19 protein-coding genes are annotated in these 17699 nt (G+C 36.6%); 15 read left to right on the top strand and 4 right to left on the bottom strand.

The genetic code is table 11. The features are described 5' to 3' along the window. Positions 1-142 precede the first annotated feature (142 nt). The gene (locus tag IW16_RS00465; RefSeq protein ID WP_034738614.1) at positions 143-1480 is read right to left on the bottom strand and encodes a dihydroorotase; all 1338 of its coding nucleotides are present in this window, start codon (positions 1478-1480) and stop codon (positions 143-145) included. A 221-nt stretch (positions 1481-1701) separates the two neighbouring features. Between IW16_RS00465 and IW16_RS00470 the strand changes: the two genes are divergently transcribed. The 8 genes from IW16_RS00470 to ribA all read left to right on the top strand — a co-directional run bounded on the left by IW16_RS00470 (position 1702) and on the right by ribA (position 8793). After that, the gene (locus IW16_RS00470) at positions 1702-3156 is read left to right on the top strand and encodes a lipopolysaccharide biosynthesis protein (protein WP_034738617.1); all 1455 of its coding nucleotides are present in this window, start codon (positions 1702-1704) and stop codon (positions 3154-3156) included. 155 nt (positions 3157-3311) lie between these two features. After that, positions 3312-4328 carry a sugar phosphate nucleotidyltransferase gene (locus tag IW16_RS00475; RefSeq protein WP_034738619.1) on the top strand — a complete coding sequence of 339 codons (1017 nt, stop codon included), beginning with the start codon at positions 3312-3314 and terminating at the stop codon, positions 4326-4328. A gap of 108 nt (positions 4329-4436) precedes the next feature. Next, entirely contained in the window at positions 4437-5282 is an 846-nt protein-coding gene (locus tag IW16_RS00480) for a DUF4292 domain-containing protein (protein WP_034738621.1), read from the top strand. Then, on the top strand, positions 5279-6841 hold the full coding sequence (locus tag IW16_RS00485) for a M23 family metallopeptidase (protein ID WP_034738624.1): 1563 nt from the start codon (positions 5279-5281) through the stop codon (positions 6839-6841). The genes IW16_RS00480 and IW16_RS00485 overlap by 4 nt, the downstream gene beginning before the upstream one ends. Positions 6842-6873: 32 nt before the next feature. Beyond that, entirely contained in the window at positions 6874-7095 is a 222-nt protein-coding gene (locus IW16_RS00490; protein ID WP_034738628.1) for a twin-arginine translocase TatA/TatE family subunit, read from the top strand. Positions 7096-7110: 15 nt separating this feature from the next. Further along, entirely contained in the window at positions 7111-7725 is a 615-nt protein-coding gene (locus tag IW16_RS00495) for a DUF4254 domain-containing protein (RefSeq protein ID WP_034738631.1), read from the top strand. Continuing rightward, positions 7722-8180 carry a hypothetical protein gene (locus tag IW16_RS00500; RefSeq protein ID WP_034738633.1) on the top strand — a complete coding sequence of 153 codons (459 nt, stop codon included), beginning with the start codon at positions 7722-7724 and terminating at the stop codon, positions 8178-8180. The genes IW16_RS00495 and IW16_RS00500 overlap by 4 nt, the downstream gene beginning before the upstream one ends. Positions 8181-8196: 16 nt before the next feature. Next, entirely contained in the window at positions 8197-8793 is a 597-nt protein-coding gene (gene ribA, locus IW16_RS00505; RefSeq protein ID WP_051889807.1) for a GTP cyclohydrolase II, read from the top strand. Positions 8794-8859: 66 nt separating this feature from the next. On the opposite strand, the gene IW16_RS00510 is transcribed toward ribA, so the two are convergent. Both IW16_RS00510 and IW16_RS00515 read right to left on the bottom strand, forming a co-directional pair. Beyond that, the gene (locus tag IW16_RS00510) at positions 8860-9258 is read right to left on the bottom strand and encodes a hypothetical protein (RefSeq protein ID WP_034738635.1); all 399 of its coding nucleotides are present in this window, start codon (positions 9256-9258) and stop codon (positions 8860-8862) included. 136 nt (positions 9259-9394) lie between these two features. Continuing rightward, on the bottom strand, positions 9395-9940 hold the full coding sequence (locus IW16_RS00515; protein WP_034738637.1) for a hypothetical protein: 546 nt from the start codon (positions 9938-9940) through the stop codon (positions 9395-9397). A 115-nt stretch (positions 9941-10055) separates the two neighbouring features. Here IW16_RS00515 and IW16_RS00520 point away from each other — a divergent pair, with 115 nt between their 5' ends. From IW16_RS00520 to IW16_RS00550, 7 genes are all read left to right on the top strand, one after another. Continuing rightward, positions 10056-11789 carry a glycoside hydrolase family 3 protein gene (locus IW16_RS00520; RefSeq protein WP_034738639.1) on the top strand — a complete coding sequence of 578 codons (1734 nt, stop codon included), beginning with the start codon at positions 10056-10058 and terminating at the stop codon, positions 11787-11789. A gap of 4 nt (positions 11790-11793) precedes the next feature. After that, positions 11794-12942: an N-acetyl-alpha-D-glucosaminyl L-malate synthase BshA gene (gene bshA, locus IW16_RS00525; RefSeq protein WP_034738641.1), complete on the top strand. Its 1149-nt coding sequence runs from the start codon at positions 11794-11796 to the stop codon at positions 12940-12942. Positions 12943-13028: 86 nt separating this feature from the next. After that, positions 13029-13868 carry a helix-turn-helix domain-containing protein gene (locus IW16_RS25510; RefSeq protein ID WP_051889809.1) on the top strand — a complete coding sequence of 280 codons (840 nt, stop codon included), beginning with the start codon at positions 13029-13031 and terminating at the stop codon, positions 13866-13868. 65 nt (positions 13869-13933) lie between these two features. Next, positions 13934-14581, top strand: coding sequence for an HD domain-containing protein (locus IW16_RS00535; RefSeq protein WP_034738642.1), 648 nt, complete (start codon positions 13934-13936; stop codon positions 14579-14581). A gap of 263 nt (positions 14582-14844) precedes the next feature. Beyond that, positions 14845-16128: a DUF2851 family protein gene (locus IW16_RS00540; protein WP_316931911.1), complete on the top strand. Its 1284-nt coding sequence runs from the start codon at positions 14845-14847 to the stop codon at positions 16126-16128. Then, on the top strand, positions 16121-16342 hold the full coding sequence (locus IW16_RS00545; protein WP_034738644.1) for a PspC family transcriptional regulator: 222 nt from the start codon (positions 16121-16123) through the stop codon (positions 16340-16342). Before IW16_RS00540 ends, IW16_RS00545 begins: the two co-directional genes overlap by 8 nt. A 2-nt stretch (positions 16343-16344) precedes the next feature. Further along, entirely contained in the window at positions 16345-16857 is a 513-nt protein-coding gene (locus tag IW16_RS00550) for a GNAT family protein (protein WP_034738647.1), read from the top strand. An 87-nt stretch (positions 16858-16944) separates the two neighbouring features. Here the strand turns inward: IW16_RS00550 and IW16_RS00555 are convergent, their stop codons facing one another. Then, positions 16945-17679, bottom strand: a complete 735-nt coding sequence (locus tag IW16_RS00555; RefSeq protein ID WP_034738649.1) for an SIMPL domain-containing protein — start codon at positions 17677-17679, stop codon at positions 16945-16947. Positions 17680-17699: the final 20 nt, after the last annotated feature.

Genomic DNA, 17699 nt, shown 5'->3' on the forward strand with positions numbered 1-17699 from the left:
TTGGATCAAATTCCCCTCCCATGTAGGGGTGGCGAAAATTCAGAGAATTTTTGACGGGGTGGTTTCAGCATCCAGATTTTATAATACTAAAAGGGCAAATATGTTTATTTGCCCTTTTAGTATTTTGATTTTCACCTTTTCACTATTCTCCTACTTCAAAAAGAAGTCTTTCACCGAATTTTTCTTCTGTAATATTTCCGTTATCATAAACAAGATGACCATTCACAAAAGTCTGGGTGACTTTAGAATGCAAATTCATACCTTCCAATGGGCTCCAGCCACATTTATAGAGAAGATTATCTTTAGCCACCGTCCAGTCTGCATTGACATCTACTAAAACAAGATCAGCCTTATACCCCTCTCTTACAAAACCTCTTTTCTCAACTCTGAAAAGTATGGCAGGATTATGACACATTTTTTCAACGATTTTTTCCAGAGAAATCTTTCCGGTCTTGTAGTTTTCCAACATCACAGGTAATGAGTGCTGTACCAAAGGAGCACCGGAAGGACATTTTGTGTATACATTCTGTTTCTCTTCCCAAGTATGAGGCGCATGATCTGTTGCAATCACATCAATTCGGTCATCCAGCAATGCTTCCCAAAGTCCGTCCTTGTCCTTTTGAGTCTTTACGGCTGGATTCCATTTGATTAATCCTCCTTTTGTTTCATAATCCTCATTTGTGAATGTCAAATGATGAACGCAAACCTCTGCCGTGATTTTTTTATCTTTTAACGGAATATCATTTCTGAACAGTTCCATTTCTTTAGCGGTGGAAAGGTGGAAAACGTGAAGTCTTGCTCCCGTTTTTTTGGCCAGTTCAACTGCTTTGGATGATGATTTATAGCAGGCTTCCTCACTTCTGATCAGATGATGAAATTTTACCGGAATATCTTCTCCGTATTCATCAATGTAGGTCTGTGTATTGGCTCTGATTGTTGCTTCATCTTCACAGTGAACCGCAATCAGCATTTTTGTACTGCTGAAAATATTTTCCAGTGTTTCCGGATTATCTACCAGCATATTTCCGGTAGAAGAACCTAAGAATAATTTAATTCCCGGTACATTTCTAGGGTTTGTTTTTAAAACTTCTTCAAGGTTATCGTTCGTTCCACCCATCATAAAACCATAGTTGGCATATGCTTTTTGGGAGCCAATTTCATATTTATCGGCCAGTAATTCCTGAGTAACTGCATTGGGAACCGTATTTGGCTGATCGATAAAACTTGTAATCCCTCCAGCGATCGCAGCTTTGGATTCAGTTTCAATATCTCCCTTATGCGTCAGTCCCGGATCTCTGAAATGCACCTGATCATCGATTACCCCAGGTAGAAGATATTTACCGGAACCGTCTATAACATGATCAGCATCTTCAGAAATTGTAGAATCTATTTTAGAAATCAGATCATTTTCTATTAACACATCGCTTTCGAAGATCTTACCTTCGTTCACAATTTTTACATTCTTAATTAAAGTCTTCATTTACTTTTTATAGAAATTAGAGGTTACATATTAGAAGTTAGATGTAAGAAAATATGTAAGTTGAAAAATTATAAGTGGTTGATAAAACTGCAATCATTAATAATTTCCAACTTCTAATATCGAACATCTATAAAAGCAAAATTAAGGTTTATGAATGAATTTTAATGTTGTCGAATATAAATCAATTTGTAAATATTTACATTTGCATAAAATTTTCGAATTTGTATAAGAAGTTATTCGGTCAAACCGCCGTATATGGACTCAGTTCAGTATTAGTCCGTATTTTCCCGTTTATCATAGCACCTATCGTGACAAAGGCTTTCGGGCCCGCTGCTTCATCACCCTTTGTTGACTGGTATTCCATTGCTGGAGTTATTACAGTACTCCTCACCCATGGTATGGAAACTTCTTTTTTCCGGTTCGCACAGGAAGAAAGTATCGACAAAAAAACATTGATTTCAACATGTTCAGTAAGCATCATCAGCATTGCACTGATCTATCTTGGTTTGGGATATGTCTTCAGGAACGAGCTCGCAATTGCTTTTGAAACTCCGGATCAGGTCAATTACCTGGTCATATTCCTGTTCATACTTTCTTTGGATGCATTTTCTACTATTCCTTCAGCTATATTACGGCTTCAGGGGAAAGCTTTCAAATATATGTTCTCCAAAGTAGCAGGATCGGTCGTTTACTTTTTACTGGTTATATTCTTTATACGATGGCTTCCAAAACATCCGGAAGGAATTTTTGGTTTAAAATACGACCCTCAGTTAGGTGTAGGCTACGTATTCATTGCCAACCTGGTACAAAGTATCATTACACTACTTATCGTAGGGAAGGAATTCTTCAGCTTCAGTATTTCCAAATTTGATTTTAAATTATGGAAACGAATCATGAATTATTCATGGCCGGTGATGATTGCAGGACTTGCAGGAATCGTCAATCAAACTCTTGACAGACAGTTTCTAAAATATCTGCTTCCTCCTGATGAGGCACGCCATCAGATAGGGGTTTATGGAGCAGTTTATAAGATCGCTACTTTTATTACCGTATTCCGGCAAGCCTATCAGCTGGGTATCGAACCGTACTTCTTTTCAAGTTTCAAGAATAAAGATTCCCATAAAACTTATGCTGTACTGATGGATGTTTTTGTGATATGCAGCTGTATCATTTATATGGGTCTGATGGTCAACCTTCAGTGGATCTCAGAAAAATACCTGAGCAATCCGCTTTACTATGAGGGTATTGAAATCATACCGTTTGTCATGCTGGGAGCTTTATTCCTGGGTATTTATCTCAATCTTTCTATTTGGTACAAATTATCTGACCAGACGAGAGTTGGTTTATATATTTCGGTGATAGGAGCATGTATTACCGTTTGTATCAACTTTTTCTTTATCCCTGAATATGGATACTGGGCAAGTGCCATGGCAGCGTTGATTACCTTTATGTCTATGATGGTTATTTCATATATCTGGGGCCAGAAACAGTATCCCATCCATTACAATACAGGAAAGATAGCACTCTATTTAATCTTTACCATTTCATGTTCTTTGGTATCTTTCTACTTTTTCAGAACCAATTATATTGTAGGAAATATATTCCTTCTTCTTTTCATCGGCCTCGTAGCCTATAAGGAGAAGGCCATCTTATCCAAAATAGTAAAAAAGGCCTAAGGTTGTGGCCTCTAATTTGATACTATTGAGTTCTTTTGAAAAATTAAACGATGGTTTATAAAGATGATAAATATTACATTCAGCAATGATTTAAATTATTACCTTTAGCCTTATCAAAATAAAAACTAACAAATAAAAACATTGTCATATAGTCTATGAAAATAATTGTTCCTATGGCTGGACGCGGTTCCAGATTACGTCCACATACTCTTACCGTACCCAAACCTCTTATTCCTATTGCAGGAAAACCTATCGTACAGAGACTGGTGGAAGATATTGCTAAAGTAGCAGGTGAAAAAATTGAAGAAGTAGCATTTATCATTGGAGATTTTGGACCGGAAATTGAAAAATCTTTACTTCAGATAGCCGAAAAATTAGGAGCAAAAGGTAGCATATATTACCAAAATGATCCCCTTGGAACAGCACATGCTATTAAATGTGCAGAAGATTCTATGCAGGGAGATGTGGTGATTGCTTTTGCCGATACCCTTTTCCGTGCAGATTTCCAGCTGGATAAAAATTCGGATGGGGTGATCTGGGTAAAAAGTGTAGAAGATCCATCGGCATTCGGAGTGGTAAAACTAGACAACTACGGTTTCATTACAGATTTCGTGGAAAAACCTCAGACCTTCGTTTCAGACCTTGCCATCATCGGTATTTATTATTTCAACAGTGCTGAAAAACTGATGGATGAGATCAACTATATTATGGATAATAATATAAAAAATGGTAACGAATACCAGCTGACAACCGCTCTTGAGAATCTTAGAGCAAAAGGAGCGAAATTCACTTTAGGCAAAGTAAACGACTGGATGGACTGTGGAAACAAGAATGCTACCGTAGAAACCAACAGTAAAATTCTTGAGTATGAAAGAGAAGAAATGAATAATTATCCTGCATCAGCAGTGATTGAAAACTCATTGATTATTCAGCCTTGCTTTATTGGTGAAAATGTAAAAATCTCCAATTCAAAAGTAGGTCCAGGTGTTTCATTGGGAAACAATACAATCATTGTCAATTCCAATATTGAAAACTCTCTGATTCAGGAAAATACAAGAATCAATCACGGAAATCTTTCCAATTCGATGATCGGAAATTCTGCTCAGTACTTTGGAGTTGCTAGAGAAATCTCATTAGGGGACTACTCTGTTTTAGATTTTTTATCTAAATAAGCTCAGAAATAATTAATATAAAACAAGATACATTCAAACCACACAACATTTTTTGTGTGGTTTGGCGTTAATATTGCAGCGTATTTTTTTTAATTGAAAGACAAATACATGAAAAATTGGATCCCAATACTTTTAATTCTCCTTACTTTATCATCCTGTAAAACAAGAAATGCTGCCAAAAACCACAGTGGCAATCCACAGGACAGTACCGTTGTAGTAGATGATAACAGAACTCCCAAAGATGCCAACGAGCCGGTAAGAGACAAGTTATCGTTCTATGAGCATGTAGTTGTTCCTCTGAAATTTGAGCAAGTCAAGATCAACAGTAAAGTGAATGTGGAAACCGGAAGTTTTATTCCAACTCTTGATGCAGTCATCTACATTGAAAACGATAAAAAAGTATGGATGAATCTTCAGGCACTTTTTTTTAATGTAGCTAAAGGGATTGCTACACCTGAGGGAATTAAAGGACAGGACAAGACCAGCAAAACCTACATCGATTCCGATTTTGACTACCTGAATAAACTTCTTAATGTTAATTTCATTGATTACAAATCACTGGAAAAAATATTGATGGGAAGAACTTTTGTAAAGATCAGCGATTCACAGTTTACCCTGACACAGAATGCCCAGGGCTTCAAAATGGTTTCCAATACCAACCAGAAAATCGTAACAGATGAGAAAACAAGAGAGTACAAAATTGTACTAAACTATGATACGAATTATGATTTGCTGAGTGTGAATTTAAAAGATGTTTTATCTACAGATGAACTGGAAATATCTTACAGCAACTGGAACGAATACAGCGGAATCCGCCTTCCAAAAAATGTTAAAATAATTATAAAAGGCTCAAAATCTAGTCAAATTTTACTGGAAAACACGAAATTTGACTTTTCCAGGATGGAAACAGCTTATTCTGTACCATCCAGTTATAAGAAAATTGAGATTAAATGATTAAAAAATTTAGCTTTTTAATAGGTATTCTACTGTTTGGCCTATACCAGGGACAGCAGAATAAGGAACAGCTTCAGAAACAGAATGCCGATCTTAAAAAACAAATTGTACAGATAAATACTGACCTGGCGAAAACCAGGACCGAATCTAAACTTTCCGTAGCCTATCTAAACAACGTTAATAAAAAATTGACGCTGAGAGAAAAAGTATATACCAATACTCAGAAAGAAAAAAGATTTATTGAAGACGAAATTTATCTGCGTCAGCTGGAAATCAACCGCCAGAATAAAGAGTTGGTAGTTCTAAGAAAAAATTATGCTGAAGTCCTTGTCAACGCATACAAAAACAAAGGAGTACAGAATAAAGTAACCTTCATTCTTTCCTCCAAAAATCTGGGAGAAGCCATAAGAAGGGTTCAGTACCTAAAACAATACGCAGATTATCAGGATAAAAAAGCAGCAGAAATAAGCAACGCCGCAGCTCAAATCAAAAAATCAATTGCACAAAAACAGAACTCAGCAAGAGAAAAAGAAAATCTTCTTGTGAACCAGCAGAAAGATCTTGCTACCATCAACACGGAGAGGGCTCAGAAAGAACAGCTTTTATCTGACTTCAAGAAGAATGAAGCCAAGCTTACCGTAGAACTTAAGCAGAAGCAGGTTCAGTCGAAAGCTTTAGAAGGACAGATCAGAGCTATCATTGCTGAAGAGATCAGAATAGCAAAGGCTGAAGAAGAGGCAAGAAAAAAAGCCGAAGCTGAAAAAATCCGAATGGCCAAACTGATTGCAGAAAGAGAAAAAGCCAGAATTGAAGCTGAAGCCAAAGCCAGAGCTGAAGCACTGGAAAGAGAAAGAAAGCTGGCAGAGATTGAAGCTAAAAAAGCAGCAGATTTTGCAGCAAAAAGAGCTGAAGAAGAAAGAAAACGTAATGAAGAGGCTGCAAGAGCCGAAGCCAGCGCAAAAGATGAAGCCAGAAGAGTGGCTGCAAAAAAGGCTTCTGATGAAGCGAATATCAAAGCAAAAGAAGCTACTGACAAACTCGTTGCTGCCAGAGCAGCAGAAGCGGCATTGAACAAGAAAAAAGAAGAAGAGAAAAAGGCAGCTGAGACTAAAGCAATGACCAGTTATGGAGTGACAACTTCAACCGGAAGCAGTTTTGCAGACAACAGAGGAAAACTTGGTTATCCTGCAGACAGAGCAGGACAGGTTACCCACCGATTTGGAAGACAGCCACACCCGGTTTTCAAAAATATTGTAGAGGAAAATACAGGTATTAAAATAGCAGTTCCATCAGGAACACGTGCAAAATCTGTATACCCGGGAACAGTCTCTTCTGTATTGGCAAATAGTGACGGAACAAAAACCGTTATGGTAAAACATGGAAGTTATTTCACCATCTATTCCAACCTAGGAAACGTAAGTGTATCCAAAGGACAGCAAGTTTCTTCAGGTACTCCGGTAGGGACGGTTGCTCAGGATTTTGACGGTTCATATACCCTTGATTTCCAAGTATGGAACGGAAATACACCAGTTGACCCATTAGGTTGGATTTCGTATTAAAAAAAGCTTTAACTTTGCAAAAATCTTAAGAGATGAATACACTAACAATACTAGCCTTATCTTGGCAGCACATCCTTATCGTAGCGATACTTTTGGTATTGCTTTTTGGAGGAAAGAAAATTCCGGAATTAATGAGAGGAGTTGGTTCAGGAATCAAAGAATTTAAAGATGCGGTGAAGGAAGAAGACAAACCAGGTTCTGAAAACAAAACCTCTTCTACCAACAACAGTAACAATAATACACCCAGCAACTAAAATTCCTCTGAATTAATGAATTTCACTGAGACTGCATGGAAAGTCTTCAATCAATCTATTGAAGACTATCACGTGTCCGATGACGTTAACACTCTAATTAATAACCCGTTCGAAAAAGACAGTTTGGAACGGATTTTGTATGCAAAGAACTGGATTGATACCGTTCAATGGCATTTGGAAGATATTATTAGAGATGAAAATATTGATCCCGCTGAAGCTCTTCAACTGAAGAGAACGATAGATGCATCTAACCAGAAAAGAACAGATCTGGTAGAATTTATCGACAGCTGGTTCCTTACAAAGTTTGAAAATATAACTCCGAAACCTGATGCAAAAATCAATACTGAAACTCCCGCTTGGGCTGTAGACAGATTATCAATTCTTGCATTAAAGGTTTATCATATGTCATTAGAAGCCAATAGAGAATCCGCTTCTGAAGAGCACCGTGCAAACTGCCAGGCAAAACTGGATGTACTGCTTACTCAGAAAGAGGACCTAACCACTTCTATAGATCAGTTGCTTACTGATATTGAATACGGTAATGTTAAGATGAAGGTATACAAACAAATGAAAATGTATAACGATGATAGTCTTAACCCGATCCTCTATCAAAAGGGGCAACAGAAATGAGAAAACTATTTTTTTTTGGAGTACTAATACTAATCATAACTTCCTGTGCAACGGAAAAGCTCAACCTTTCTCCGTTGTCTAATAATTTTTACAGCGAAACTAAAGGTTCTGATTCTGACAGAGGGGCAAAGAAAGGCTTTGATATCAATATCAAAGAAAATGTAAATGCTTCTGAAATTTCAAATCTGATTTCTACTTTTCCAAAGTTTAAGAATAACAGTTTGAATGATGAAGTGACAAGCTTGAAATACAGCCTGCAGAATTATTTATATGCCATCGATGCCAATAACTCGACAGGAAAAAACAGAGCCGTGAAAAGCTTCGAAAAATCGTACAAGAAAATTCAAAAACTCAGACAGCAGCTTAATAAAGATGATGATGAAGTTCTTAACAGGTATCTGGTCCGTTTAAAAACCAATATTTCTGTCATTGAAGATTCTATAAAAGGAAATTAAAAACTAACCACTATTAATGATTAAAATTCAGGCAGAAGCCAATGTTCCCACAGAACACGGCTCTTTCCGAATGATCGCTTTCTCCGAAAACGAAAACGACTGGATGCCGCACATGGCCATCGTTGCAGAAAATACAGATTTTTCAAAACCGGTGAATGTACGTTTCCACTCAGAATGCATTACGGGAGAAGTTTTCCATTCAAAAAAATGTGAATGCGGTCAGCAATTGGATGCCGCAATGAAATATACCCATGAACACGGAGGGATTATTGTTTATCTCCGTCAGGAAGGAAGGAATATAGGAATCATCAATAAGCTGAAAGCATATTCACTGCAGGAAAAAGGTTTTGATACCGTACAGGCCAATTTAGAATTGGGACTTCCTGCTGATGACAGAAATTTTGGAGTTGCTATAGAAATTCTGAACCAGCTGGATGTAAAAGATATCAACCTTTTGACCAACAACCCTGAAAAGGTAAAATATGTGGTAGAAAGTAACATCCATCTCAATTCCAGGATCCCTTTACAAATCCCGGCCAATGAGATGAGCAAAGGCTATCTGCAGACAAAAAAAGATTTCTTTGGTCATTTGTTAGATGATAATGACAAATAGATAAATAACAAAAGCTCCGGAGGTTCTCTGGAGCTTTTGTTATTTATCTATTATCTGGTAACCTGACTATTTTTTATCAACATCCCAATTCCCACTCCTATTTTGAAAATTCCACGTTCCGGCCTTCGCATACAAACTTCCGTATAATGCAAAACCCTTTGGGGAAGGTGCCGGATTCAAATGACCGCCAGGCTCCTGAAGACCTGTATAATAGACTTCTTCCACTTTACCGTTTAAAGTCCTTATGACCTCCATACTTCCAGTGTTTGATACATTCAAAATCAAAGTTCCACTAACTTCACCAGAATAAGTACCCACCCAAATTCCCACATAGGGAGAAACATAGTTGTCATGTGTATTATTTCGATTATAATTTTGCGGAATACTATCTTCGATCTCACTGCATGAGAACAAAATGAATAATGGAGTAATGATCAAAAATTTAAAATACCAATTGTTTATCATCACTTTTATGATCTTATTTTTGATACTAAAATTAACTTTTTTAATCTCCCAACCAAAATAATTAGAATATAAAAAAAGCTTCGGGATTTCTCCCGAAGCTCTTAATAATTATAAAAAACTGAAAAGATATTCTTAATTAATTTTTAAGTTGAATTCTAGACTCATCAATGTTATAATATTTAATTACGCTATTATAATCAGAATAATCAACTGGTGCGACAGCACTTTTGCTAACGCCAGTTTTAGCAGGAACTGTTACAACCCTAAAAGTTTTCCCTTGATAATACCCTGGATTTGCTGTTAAGCTAAAAGTAGCCGAAGAGTTTATATTAATAGTAACTCCAAATTTGCTAAAATCATAGATATAATCTACAGCTTCGTTATTTGGGCTTAATGGCACATAAGAAGTATAGGGAAGTAATTTCCAAAGTGGAGCACCTCCATCTGTACCAATCTGCATATAAATAAGCACTACATCTGACTCTACTAATGGTTTCTTGAAATCATCCTTGAACCTATACAGGTTATTAGTTACCATTGAAAAATTAGGACTAATATCGAAAGCTTCAGAATAAGTATCATAATCTACCGGATTCTGTACAACAACATCATCATCATTGTCACAACTATAAGCGGTAAAACCTACAGCACCCAGGAATAAAAATAGAAGTATTTTTTTCATTTTTAGAAAAGTTTAGTTATTATTTATAAAGCGTATTCAAATCATATACCAAAAATTACAAAAACATTGTTTTCATCATTTTTTTAATTGTATTTTTGTTCTTATTCAAAAGATCATGAAGAAATTGTTATATACTTCCCTCTTTATTTTTTCATTAATAAGCTTTACTGCCAAAGCTCAATATCAGCCCAAAAACATTTCCAAAGAAGACTTGAAAAAGGCTCATCACTGGGTAGACAAGACCTACAGGTCTCTTTCCCAGGATGAAAAACTGGGACAGCTGTTTATCGTAGCATTATATACGAATAAAGGTGAGGACTATATTAATCAGATAAAAAATATCGTAGTTAATGAAAAGATCGGAGGATTGATCTTAATGCAGGATGATGCTGCCAGAGAAATTAATCTGGTCAACGAATTTCAGCAGAAGTCAAAAATTCCGATGATGATCGGGATGGATGCAGAATGGGGACTCTTTCAAAGAATTGCCACAGCACACAAATTCCCATGGGCTATAACCCTTGGAGCAATACAGGATAAGAACCTTATCTATCAAATGTCTGCCAAAGTAGCAGAAGACTGTCACAGAATGGGGATCAACTGGGATTTTGCGCCGGTTGTTGATGTCAATACCAATCCGAACAATCCTATCATCGGAAACAGAAGTTTCGGTTCAGAGGTAGATAATGTGATCAGCTCTGCCTTATCTTATTCCAATGGCCTTCAGGATAATACCATTCTTGCTGCTATTAAACATTTTCCCGGACATGGAGATACGAGCACAGACTCACATCTGGATTTGCCAGTAGTATCACATAGTTTAGAAAGATTGAATACTGTAGAACTGGCGCCTTTTAAAGCTTTAATGGACAAAGGGATTGGTGGTGTGATGGTGGCTCACTTATATGTTCCCAGCCTGGAATCAGGAAAAGGAATTCCTGCTTCCGTTTCTAAAAATATTATTACAGATTTATTAAAAAATAAATTAGGTTATAAAGGTTTAATTATCACCGATGCCTTAAATATGGGTGCTGTAGCCAATAAATATAAACCCGGAGAACTGGATGCTCTTGCATTTAAAGCAGGAAATGATATAATGCTTTTCTCTCAGGGTGTCTCACAGGGGAAAAAATTAATTCAAAAAGGAATTGAAAACGGTGAAATTTCTCAATCAAGAGTAGAAGAAAGCGTAAAGAAAATCTTATTGACCAAATATTTTCTGGGCCTTGATCAATACAGTCCCAAAAATCCTGAAAATATCAACAGCGACCTGAATAATGATTCGCACAAAACATTGGTACAGAATCTTTATGCCAATGCATTGACTCTGCTAAAAGATGATCAGAAACTACTTCCTATCAATGGAAAGCAGCTTTATTATGTTCCTTTGGAAGAAGCTCCGTATCAGACTTTCGCAAATCAACTGGGATCTACTATAGTTATCAAAAAATCAAGTGAAATTAATACGATCCCTGCAGGTTCTACAGTCATTGTAGGAATCCACAAGGATAATTCAACAGCGTACAAACCCTATAAAATTTCAGCAGAATCTAAAAAGATTCTTGCTGATCTTACCAAAACCCAGAGCGTTATTTTAAGCGTATTTGGTAGCGCTTATGCTTTGAAAGATATTGATATTTCAAAAGTATCAACAGTCCTTGTAGCTTATGAAAACAACGATGACTCTATGACTGCAACAGCGGCTGCTCTGAACGGAAAAACAAAAATATGGGGCAGACTGCCTGTACTGGTTAATGATCAGCTGAAAGCAGGAATGGGAATCGACATGGTTCCGAATTCTGCTTCGAATGAAAATACAACAGTTTTTACAACATCAAAACAACAATAATCTAATGAAAATAGGCATACTTTGCTATCCAACTTACGGAGGAAGCGGAATCGTAGCAACAGAACTGGGAATGTCTCTAGCCAACAAAGGCTATGAAGTCCATTTCATAAGTTCGGCACTTCCTGCAAGACTAGACATTACGAACCCTAATATTTTCTTTCATAGGGTGAATGTACAGACTTATCCCCTTTTTCAATATCAGCCTTATGATATTGCATTAAGCTCGATGATCTACCGTGTTGTCAATCTGTATAAGCTGGATCTTTTACACGCTCATTATGCCATCCCTTATGCGTATGCTGCATTTACAGCTAAACAAATGCTCAAGGAAGATAATAATGATATCCCATTGGTAACTACACTTCACGGAACTGATATTACCCTTGTAGGACAACATCCGAGCTACAAACATGCTGTGGAGTTTTCAATCAACCAATCGGATGCCATCACTTCAGTTTCTGAAAGCCTGAAAAAAGATACACTCCAGTTTTTCAACATAAAAAAAGAGATACAGGTTATTACCAACTTTATTGATAATTCTGAATTTGAAGACTTAACAGAATGCCAGAGAACACAGTTTGCCAATCCTGATGAGAAAATTTTGATCCACGTGTCAAACCTTCGTCCGGTAAAACGTGTTGATGAAGTTCTGCAGATTTTTAAAAGCGTTGAGAAAAAAGTAAAGTCAAAACTGATCATTATAGGCGAAGGCCCGGATATGGAAAAGGTCAATCAGTTTCTGGAAGAAAATCCTGAACTTATTTCAAAAATCCGTCTGCTTGGGAAAGTAAACGATCTGTATAAGATTTTACAGCTTTCCGATGTATTTCTTCTTCCCTCTGAACAGGAAAGTTTTGGTTTGGCGGCGCTTGAAGCCATGGCCGCTTATACTCCGGTAATCAGCTCTAATGCAGGTGGAATTCCCGAAGTGAATATTCAGGGAGAAACAGGCTTCTTAGCTGAGATCGGAAATGTAGAAGCGATGAGTAATTACACCATCAAGCTTCTGAGCAACGACGAACTTTTGGCAACGATGAAAAAGAATGCTAAAGAGCAGGCTATTAAATTTGATCTGAAAAACATTCTTCCTATCTATGAAGAAATGTACAGAACGACTATAGAAAATTTTAAGAAAGAGCTCACAAAAGCTTAACGCTCTATATCGGAATATCTTTCAGATACATCTGAATGGTTCATTCCGGATAAATCAATGATTTAATTAATATTCCCGCAGGCCAAATGGAACTGATATATAATACGAAAGGATTTGTAGATGAGTTTTCTATCATCCGCCTCGACGGGAATATTAGTTATAGCAAAGACCCTCAAAGAACCACAGTTAACCGGATCTATATTTACCAAAATGGACAAGGATCTGTAGATATTGACAATGCATCTCTCCAGCTGGAAAAATATCAGGTTCTTCTTATTGCCAAAGGACAGATCTTTTTGTTTTCTGATGATACTTCTATTAATGGATATGAAATTACCTTCACCGATGCATTTTGGGAAAAAGCACCGGAGAGTGCAAGCAACTGCAAATCTGTTCTTTTCAATCTGAATGCAGATAACCAGGGTCTGGCCGCAGCAAAAGAAGATCTTGATGAACTCTTATCTGTTGCAGCAATGCTTGAGCTGGAATCAAGAGGTAAAGAATATATCAATAAAACAGATTCACTGGCAGCCTATCTTAAGATCATCATGATCAAGACAGCCAATATCAACTTTTCTTTACAGGACCGATACAACAGTTCTGACAGAAAAATATACACCCAATTTCTGGAACTGGTTTCACAAAACTATCAGAAGACCCGCGAAGTTTCAGTTTATTCAGGACTCCTGAATATCAGCAATAAACAACTTGCTGCTATATCGAAAAAACAGGGTGGGATTTCTCCCAAAAAGATTATAGCAGGGATGATCGTGAATGAAGCTAAAAGAATGCTCTATTTTTCAGCTTCTTCCATAAAGGAGATTGCTTCAATACTCCATTTTTCCTCAACGGAACAATTCAGTCATTTTTTTAAAAAACAAACGTCTCTTTCACCTCAGGCTTATCGAAATACAGGTCAATTTTGACATGTGAAAGTAAAAAATTGATATTCTCCACGCTTTATGATTGATTTAATTTTGTAAAAAAAGTTATGACAGCAAAGTTAAAATCAGTGGCTGGAATTATAATTCCCGACAGTACCATTGCAGAACAGGCAAGAGAACTTCTCTTAGAGCACGGCAATGAATTTTTATACAATCATTCGATGAGAGTATTTCTTTTTTCATCTTTAAATGCTAGAAGAAAAGAAATCGCTTATGATTCTGAGCTTCTTTATGTTTCTTCTCTCTTTCATGATCTTGGCCTCACACAACAGTACAGCAGTGCTGATCTCAGGTTTGAAGTGGATGGAGCCAATGCAGCAAGAGATTTCCTTAAAGGACATGGACTGCCTGAAAAAAGCCTGCAGCTTGTTTGGGACACCATTGCCCTGCACACAACCATTGGAATTGCGGAACATAAAGAGGCGGAAGTCGCACTGATGTATTCAGGGGTTGGACTTGACGTAATGGGTGAAGGATATGAAAATCTGTCCGAAAAACACCGTGATGAGATCGTAGGATTTTTTCCGAGAACAGATTTTAAGAAAAAGATTATTCCTGCTTTTTTCTCAGGATTCGAGCATAAAACAGAAACAACATTTGGAAATATTAAAGCTGATGTATGTGCTTTTATGATTCCTAATTTCCATCGTAAAAATTTCTGTGACTGTATTCTTCATTCGCCCTGGTCAGAATAAGCAGAACATGTAAAAATGCATACCAGCGATAGATAAAGACACCTTAAAACTTAAGGTTTTAATTCATTAAATTTAGACAGAAATGCCTCTCGTAAAATACGGAAGGCATTTTATGTTTTTAGTTAAAATACTAGTAAAAAAGAATGAACAGAACCCGAATTTCTAATTTGTAAACTATATTTCTATCTAAAGAAAATTATGTAGTATGGACTCAGAAAATTTACGGAAGGGGCTGATAAAAATGCAAATTTTCTATTATATTTATGCTTACACTTATGACGGAAAAACTGCTACAATATCTATGGAACTATAAGGTTTTCAAAAATTTTGACTTCAGGGACACTGAAGGAAATTCTGTTGAAGTGATCCATTTTGGAAAATGGAATAAGAATGCCGGACCTGATTTCCTTGATGCTCAAATCAAAACAAAAGGATTGATTATTGTGGGCCACATAGAACTTCATGTAAGAACCTCTGACTGGATTTTTCACAATCATTCCCCCGATCCTAATTATAAAAATATCATCTTACACGTTGTTTATCAGCATGACACCGAAATTGATGACCTCATCAAAAAAAATGTTCCCACTCTTGAACTTAAAAATCATATCGACAAAAATATTCTGTGGAAATATGAAAAATTAATCAATGGAACTCAATTCATTCCGTGTGAAAATATTTTTGATCCGAATAAAATTCCAATTCATTTTCATGAAGCAAATGTGCTTAAAAAACTGGATGAAAAATCTCTGGAGCTGGAACAGAATTTAGAACGCTACAGGAATAATTTTGAAGCAGTTCTTTTCCACAGCCTGGCCTATTCTTTCGGCTTAAAAATAAATGCTCCTATTTTCAGGCAAATTGCAGAATCAATAGATTTCGGTATCATCAATAAAATCAGACAGAATGAGTCCCAGTTAGAAGCTCTTTTCTTTGGTATTTCAGGATGGCTTGACACTCCAAAGGATGGACAGATGATGCTCTGGAAGAGAGAATTTGAATTCATCATAAAAAAATTCAATATTCCTGATTTAAGATTTCACCCCAAATTTCTCAGGCTTCGCCCTCCCAACTTCCCAACGATCCGCCTTTCTCAGTTGGCCCATCTTTATTATATCCATCAGAATCTATTTTCAAAGATGATCAAAGCTGAAACTACCGATGAGTTATACAAAGTTTTTAATCCTGTAAAAGCCTCTGATTATTGGGATTGTCATTTCAATTTTGGAAGTATTTCCAAATTTCAGCATAAAACATTAAGCAGGGATTTTATTGAATTGATTATCCTCAATACAGTACTTCCTTTAAAATATACTTATCATAAATACTACAGTGAAGAAATCGCAGATGACATCCTGAATTTGTACAGAAACAGTCCGGCAGAAAAAAACTCTGTAATTACGGAATGGAAAAAACTTGGGTTGAAAGTTCACAATGCACTGGAAAGTCAGAGTCTCATTTATCATTATAAAACCTCTTGTGAAGAAAAAAATTGCTTAAATTGCGGTATTGGATTTAAACTTTTAAAAGAATCTTCAAATGCTTGATAATATCCGCCACAAAATGGAAAGAGAATGGTTTGGTGTTCTTACGAGAACAGGAGCTAAACTAGGGATCCCTGTATCTAAATTAAGGATCTTTTTTATCTATTCTACTTTTGCCACCGCCGGCTTTTTCTTTTTGATCTATCTGGGACTGGCCTTCACGCTTTGGATCAAAGATATTTTTATTACAAGAAGACCCAGTGTTTTTGATTTATAATTATGGAATTTTTACCGATTACTTCAGCCGAGGACTATAGAGTTCAGGAAATCTATCAATCTTACTCCAGCACTTTTCCCGAAGATGAGCAAAGAGACTGGAACCAGTTTACTGCGTTATTTTCAAATCCCAATGTGAAAGTGATCTCTGTACTTCATGAGTCACAGACTATAGGATATCTCATCATCTGGGAGCTGAGTTCTTATGTTTTTGTTGAACATTTTGAGGTTTTTGAGGCATTCAGAAGCCAGAAACTTGGATCACATATTACAGGATATCTGTTTGAGAATTATCCGAGAATTATTTTGGAAATAGAACCGGATCATTTGGGTGAAGATGCCAAAAGACGCTATTCGTTCTACCTGAGAAATGGTTTTACCCTGATCGACGAGATGTATGTACAGCCAAGCTATGGGGAAGGAAAAAAATCTTTGGACCTCTGGCTGTTGGCGAATTATACTCCTGAAAATTTAAAGAGTGTGAAAGATGAAATCTATGATGTAGTTTATCATTAAAATATAAAAACCGCCGGAATTTTCCGGCGGTTTATTTTTGATCATCCCTTCAGATCTTTGAGATCCTCCAGAATTCATTCTGTAATCTTAGTTGACTTCGTATTCCAGTTTTATGGTAATATTCGCTTCTTTTTCCTTAGAAGAAGTATTGAATGTTCCGCCGTATGAATAGTCTTCGTTGGAATTGGGTTCCGTGATCTGGATCACTCCCATTGTTGCTTTTTTAAGTTTACCCAGGCTGCTTCCGGAATTTTCAGCTATTTTTTCAGCTCGTTCTTTAGCATCTTTTGTTGCCCCTGCGATCATTTCCTGTTTTACTGTTGCCAGTTTTGTATAGAAATAAGAGGGTGCGGACGAGGTAAACTCAATACCTCTGTTGATAATCTCGGTAATATTTCTGGAAAGATTCTCAATCTTTACGACTTCTTTGCTTTCAATAGAAACTTTTTGGGTAAGGTTGTACCCAGAAAATTCACCCTGCACATAATTTCCATTAGAGTCGTTATAGCTTCTGAACTGCTTTTGGATATCTACAGAAGAAAACACGATCTCATTCTGTTTGATCCCTTTTGAAACAAGATAATCATTGATAACTTTTCTATCTATAGCCAGTTCATCATAAGCAGCTTTCAAATCGGAATTATTTTTGGAAAAACTTCCTGACCACGTGATCAGATCGGAGGTAAATTGTTTGGTTCCTAACCCGGTGACTGAAATGGTGTTTTCCGATCTATTTCTGTTTTTAATCGCATTTCCTAAAAAACCGAGGCCGAGGACAAATCCTAGCGCTGCGATTGCTACTGCGATAATATTTTTATTCATAACAATTGTGATTGATTGAT

Origin of the sequence: Chryseobacterium vrystaatense (genome assembly GCF_000737765.1) — a bacterium.
Classification (GTDB): domain Bacteria; phylum Bacteroidota; class Bacteroidia; order Flavobacteriales; family Weeksellaceae; genus Chryseobacterium; species Chryseobacterium vrystaatense.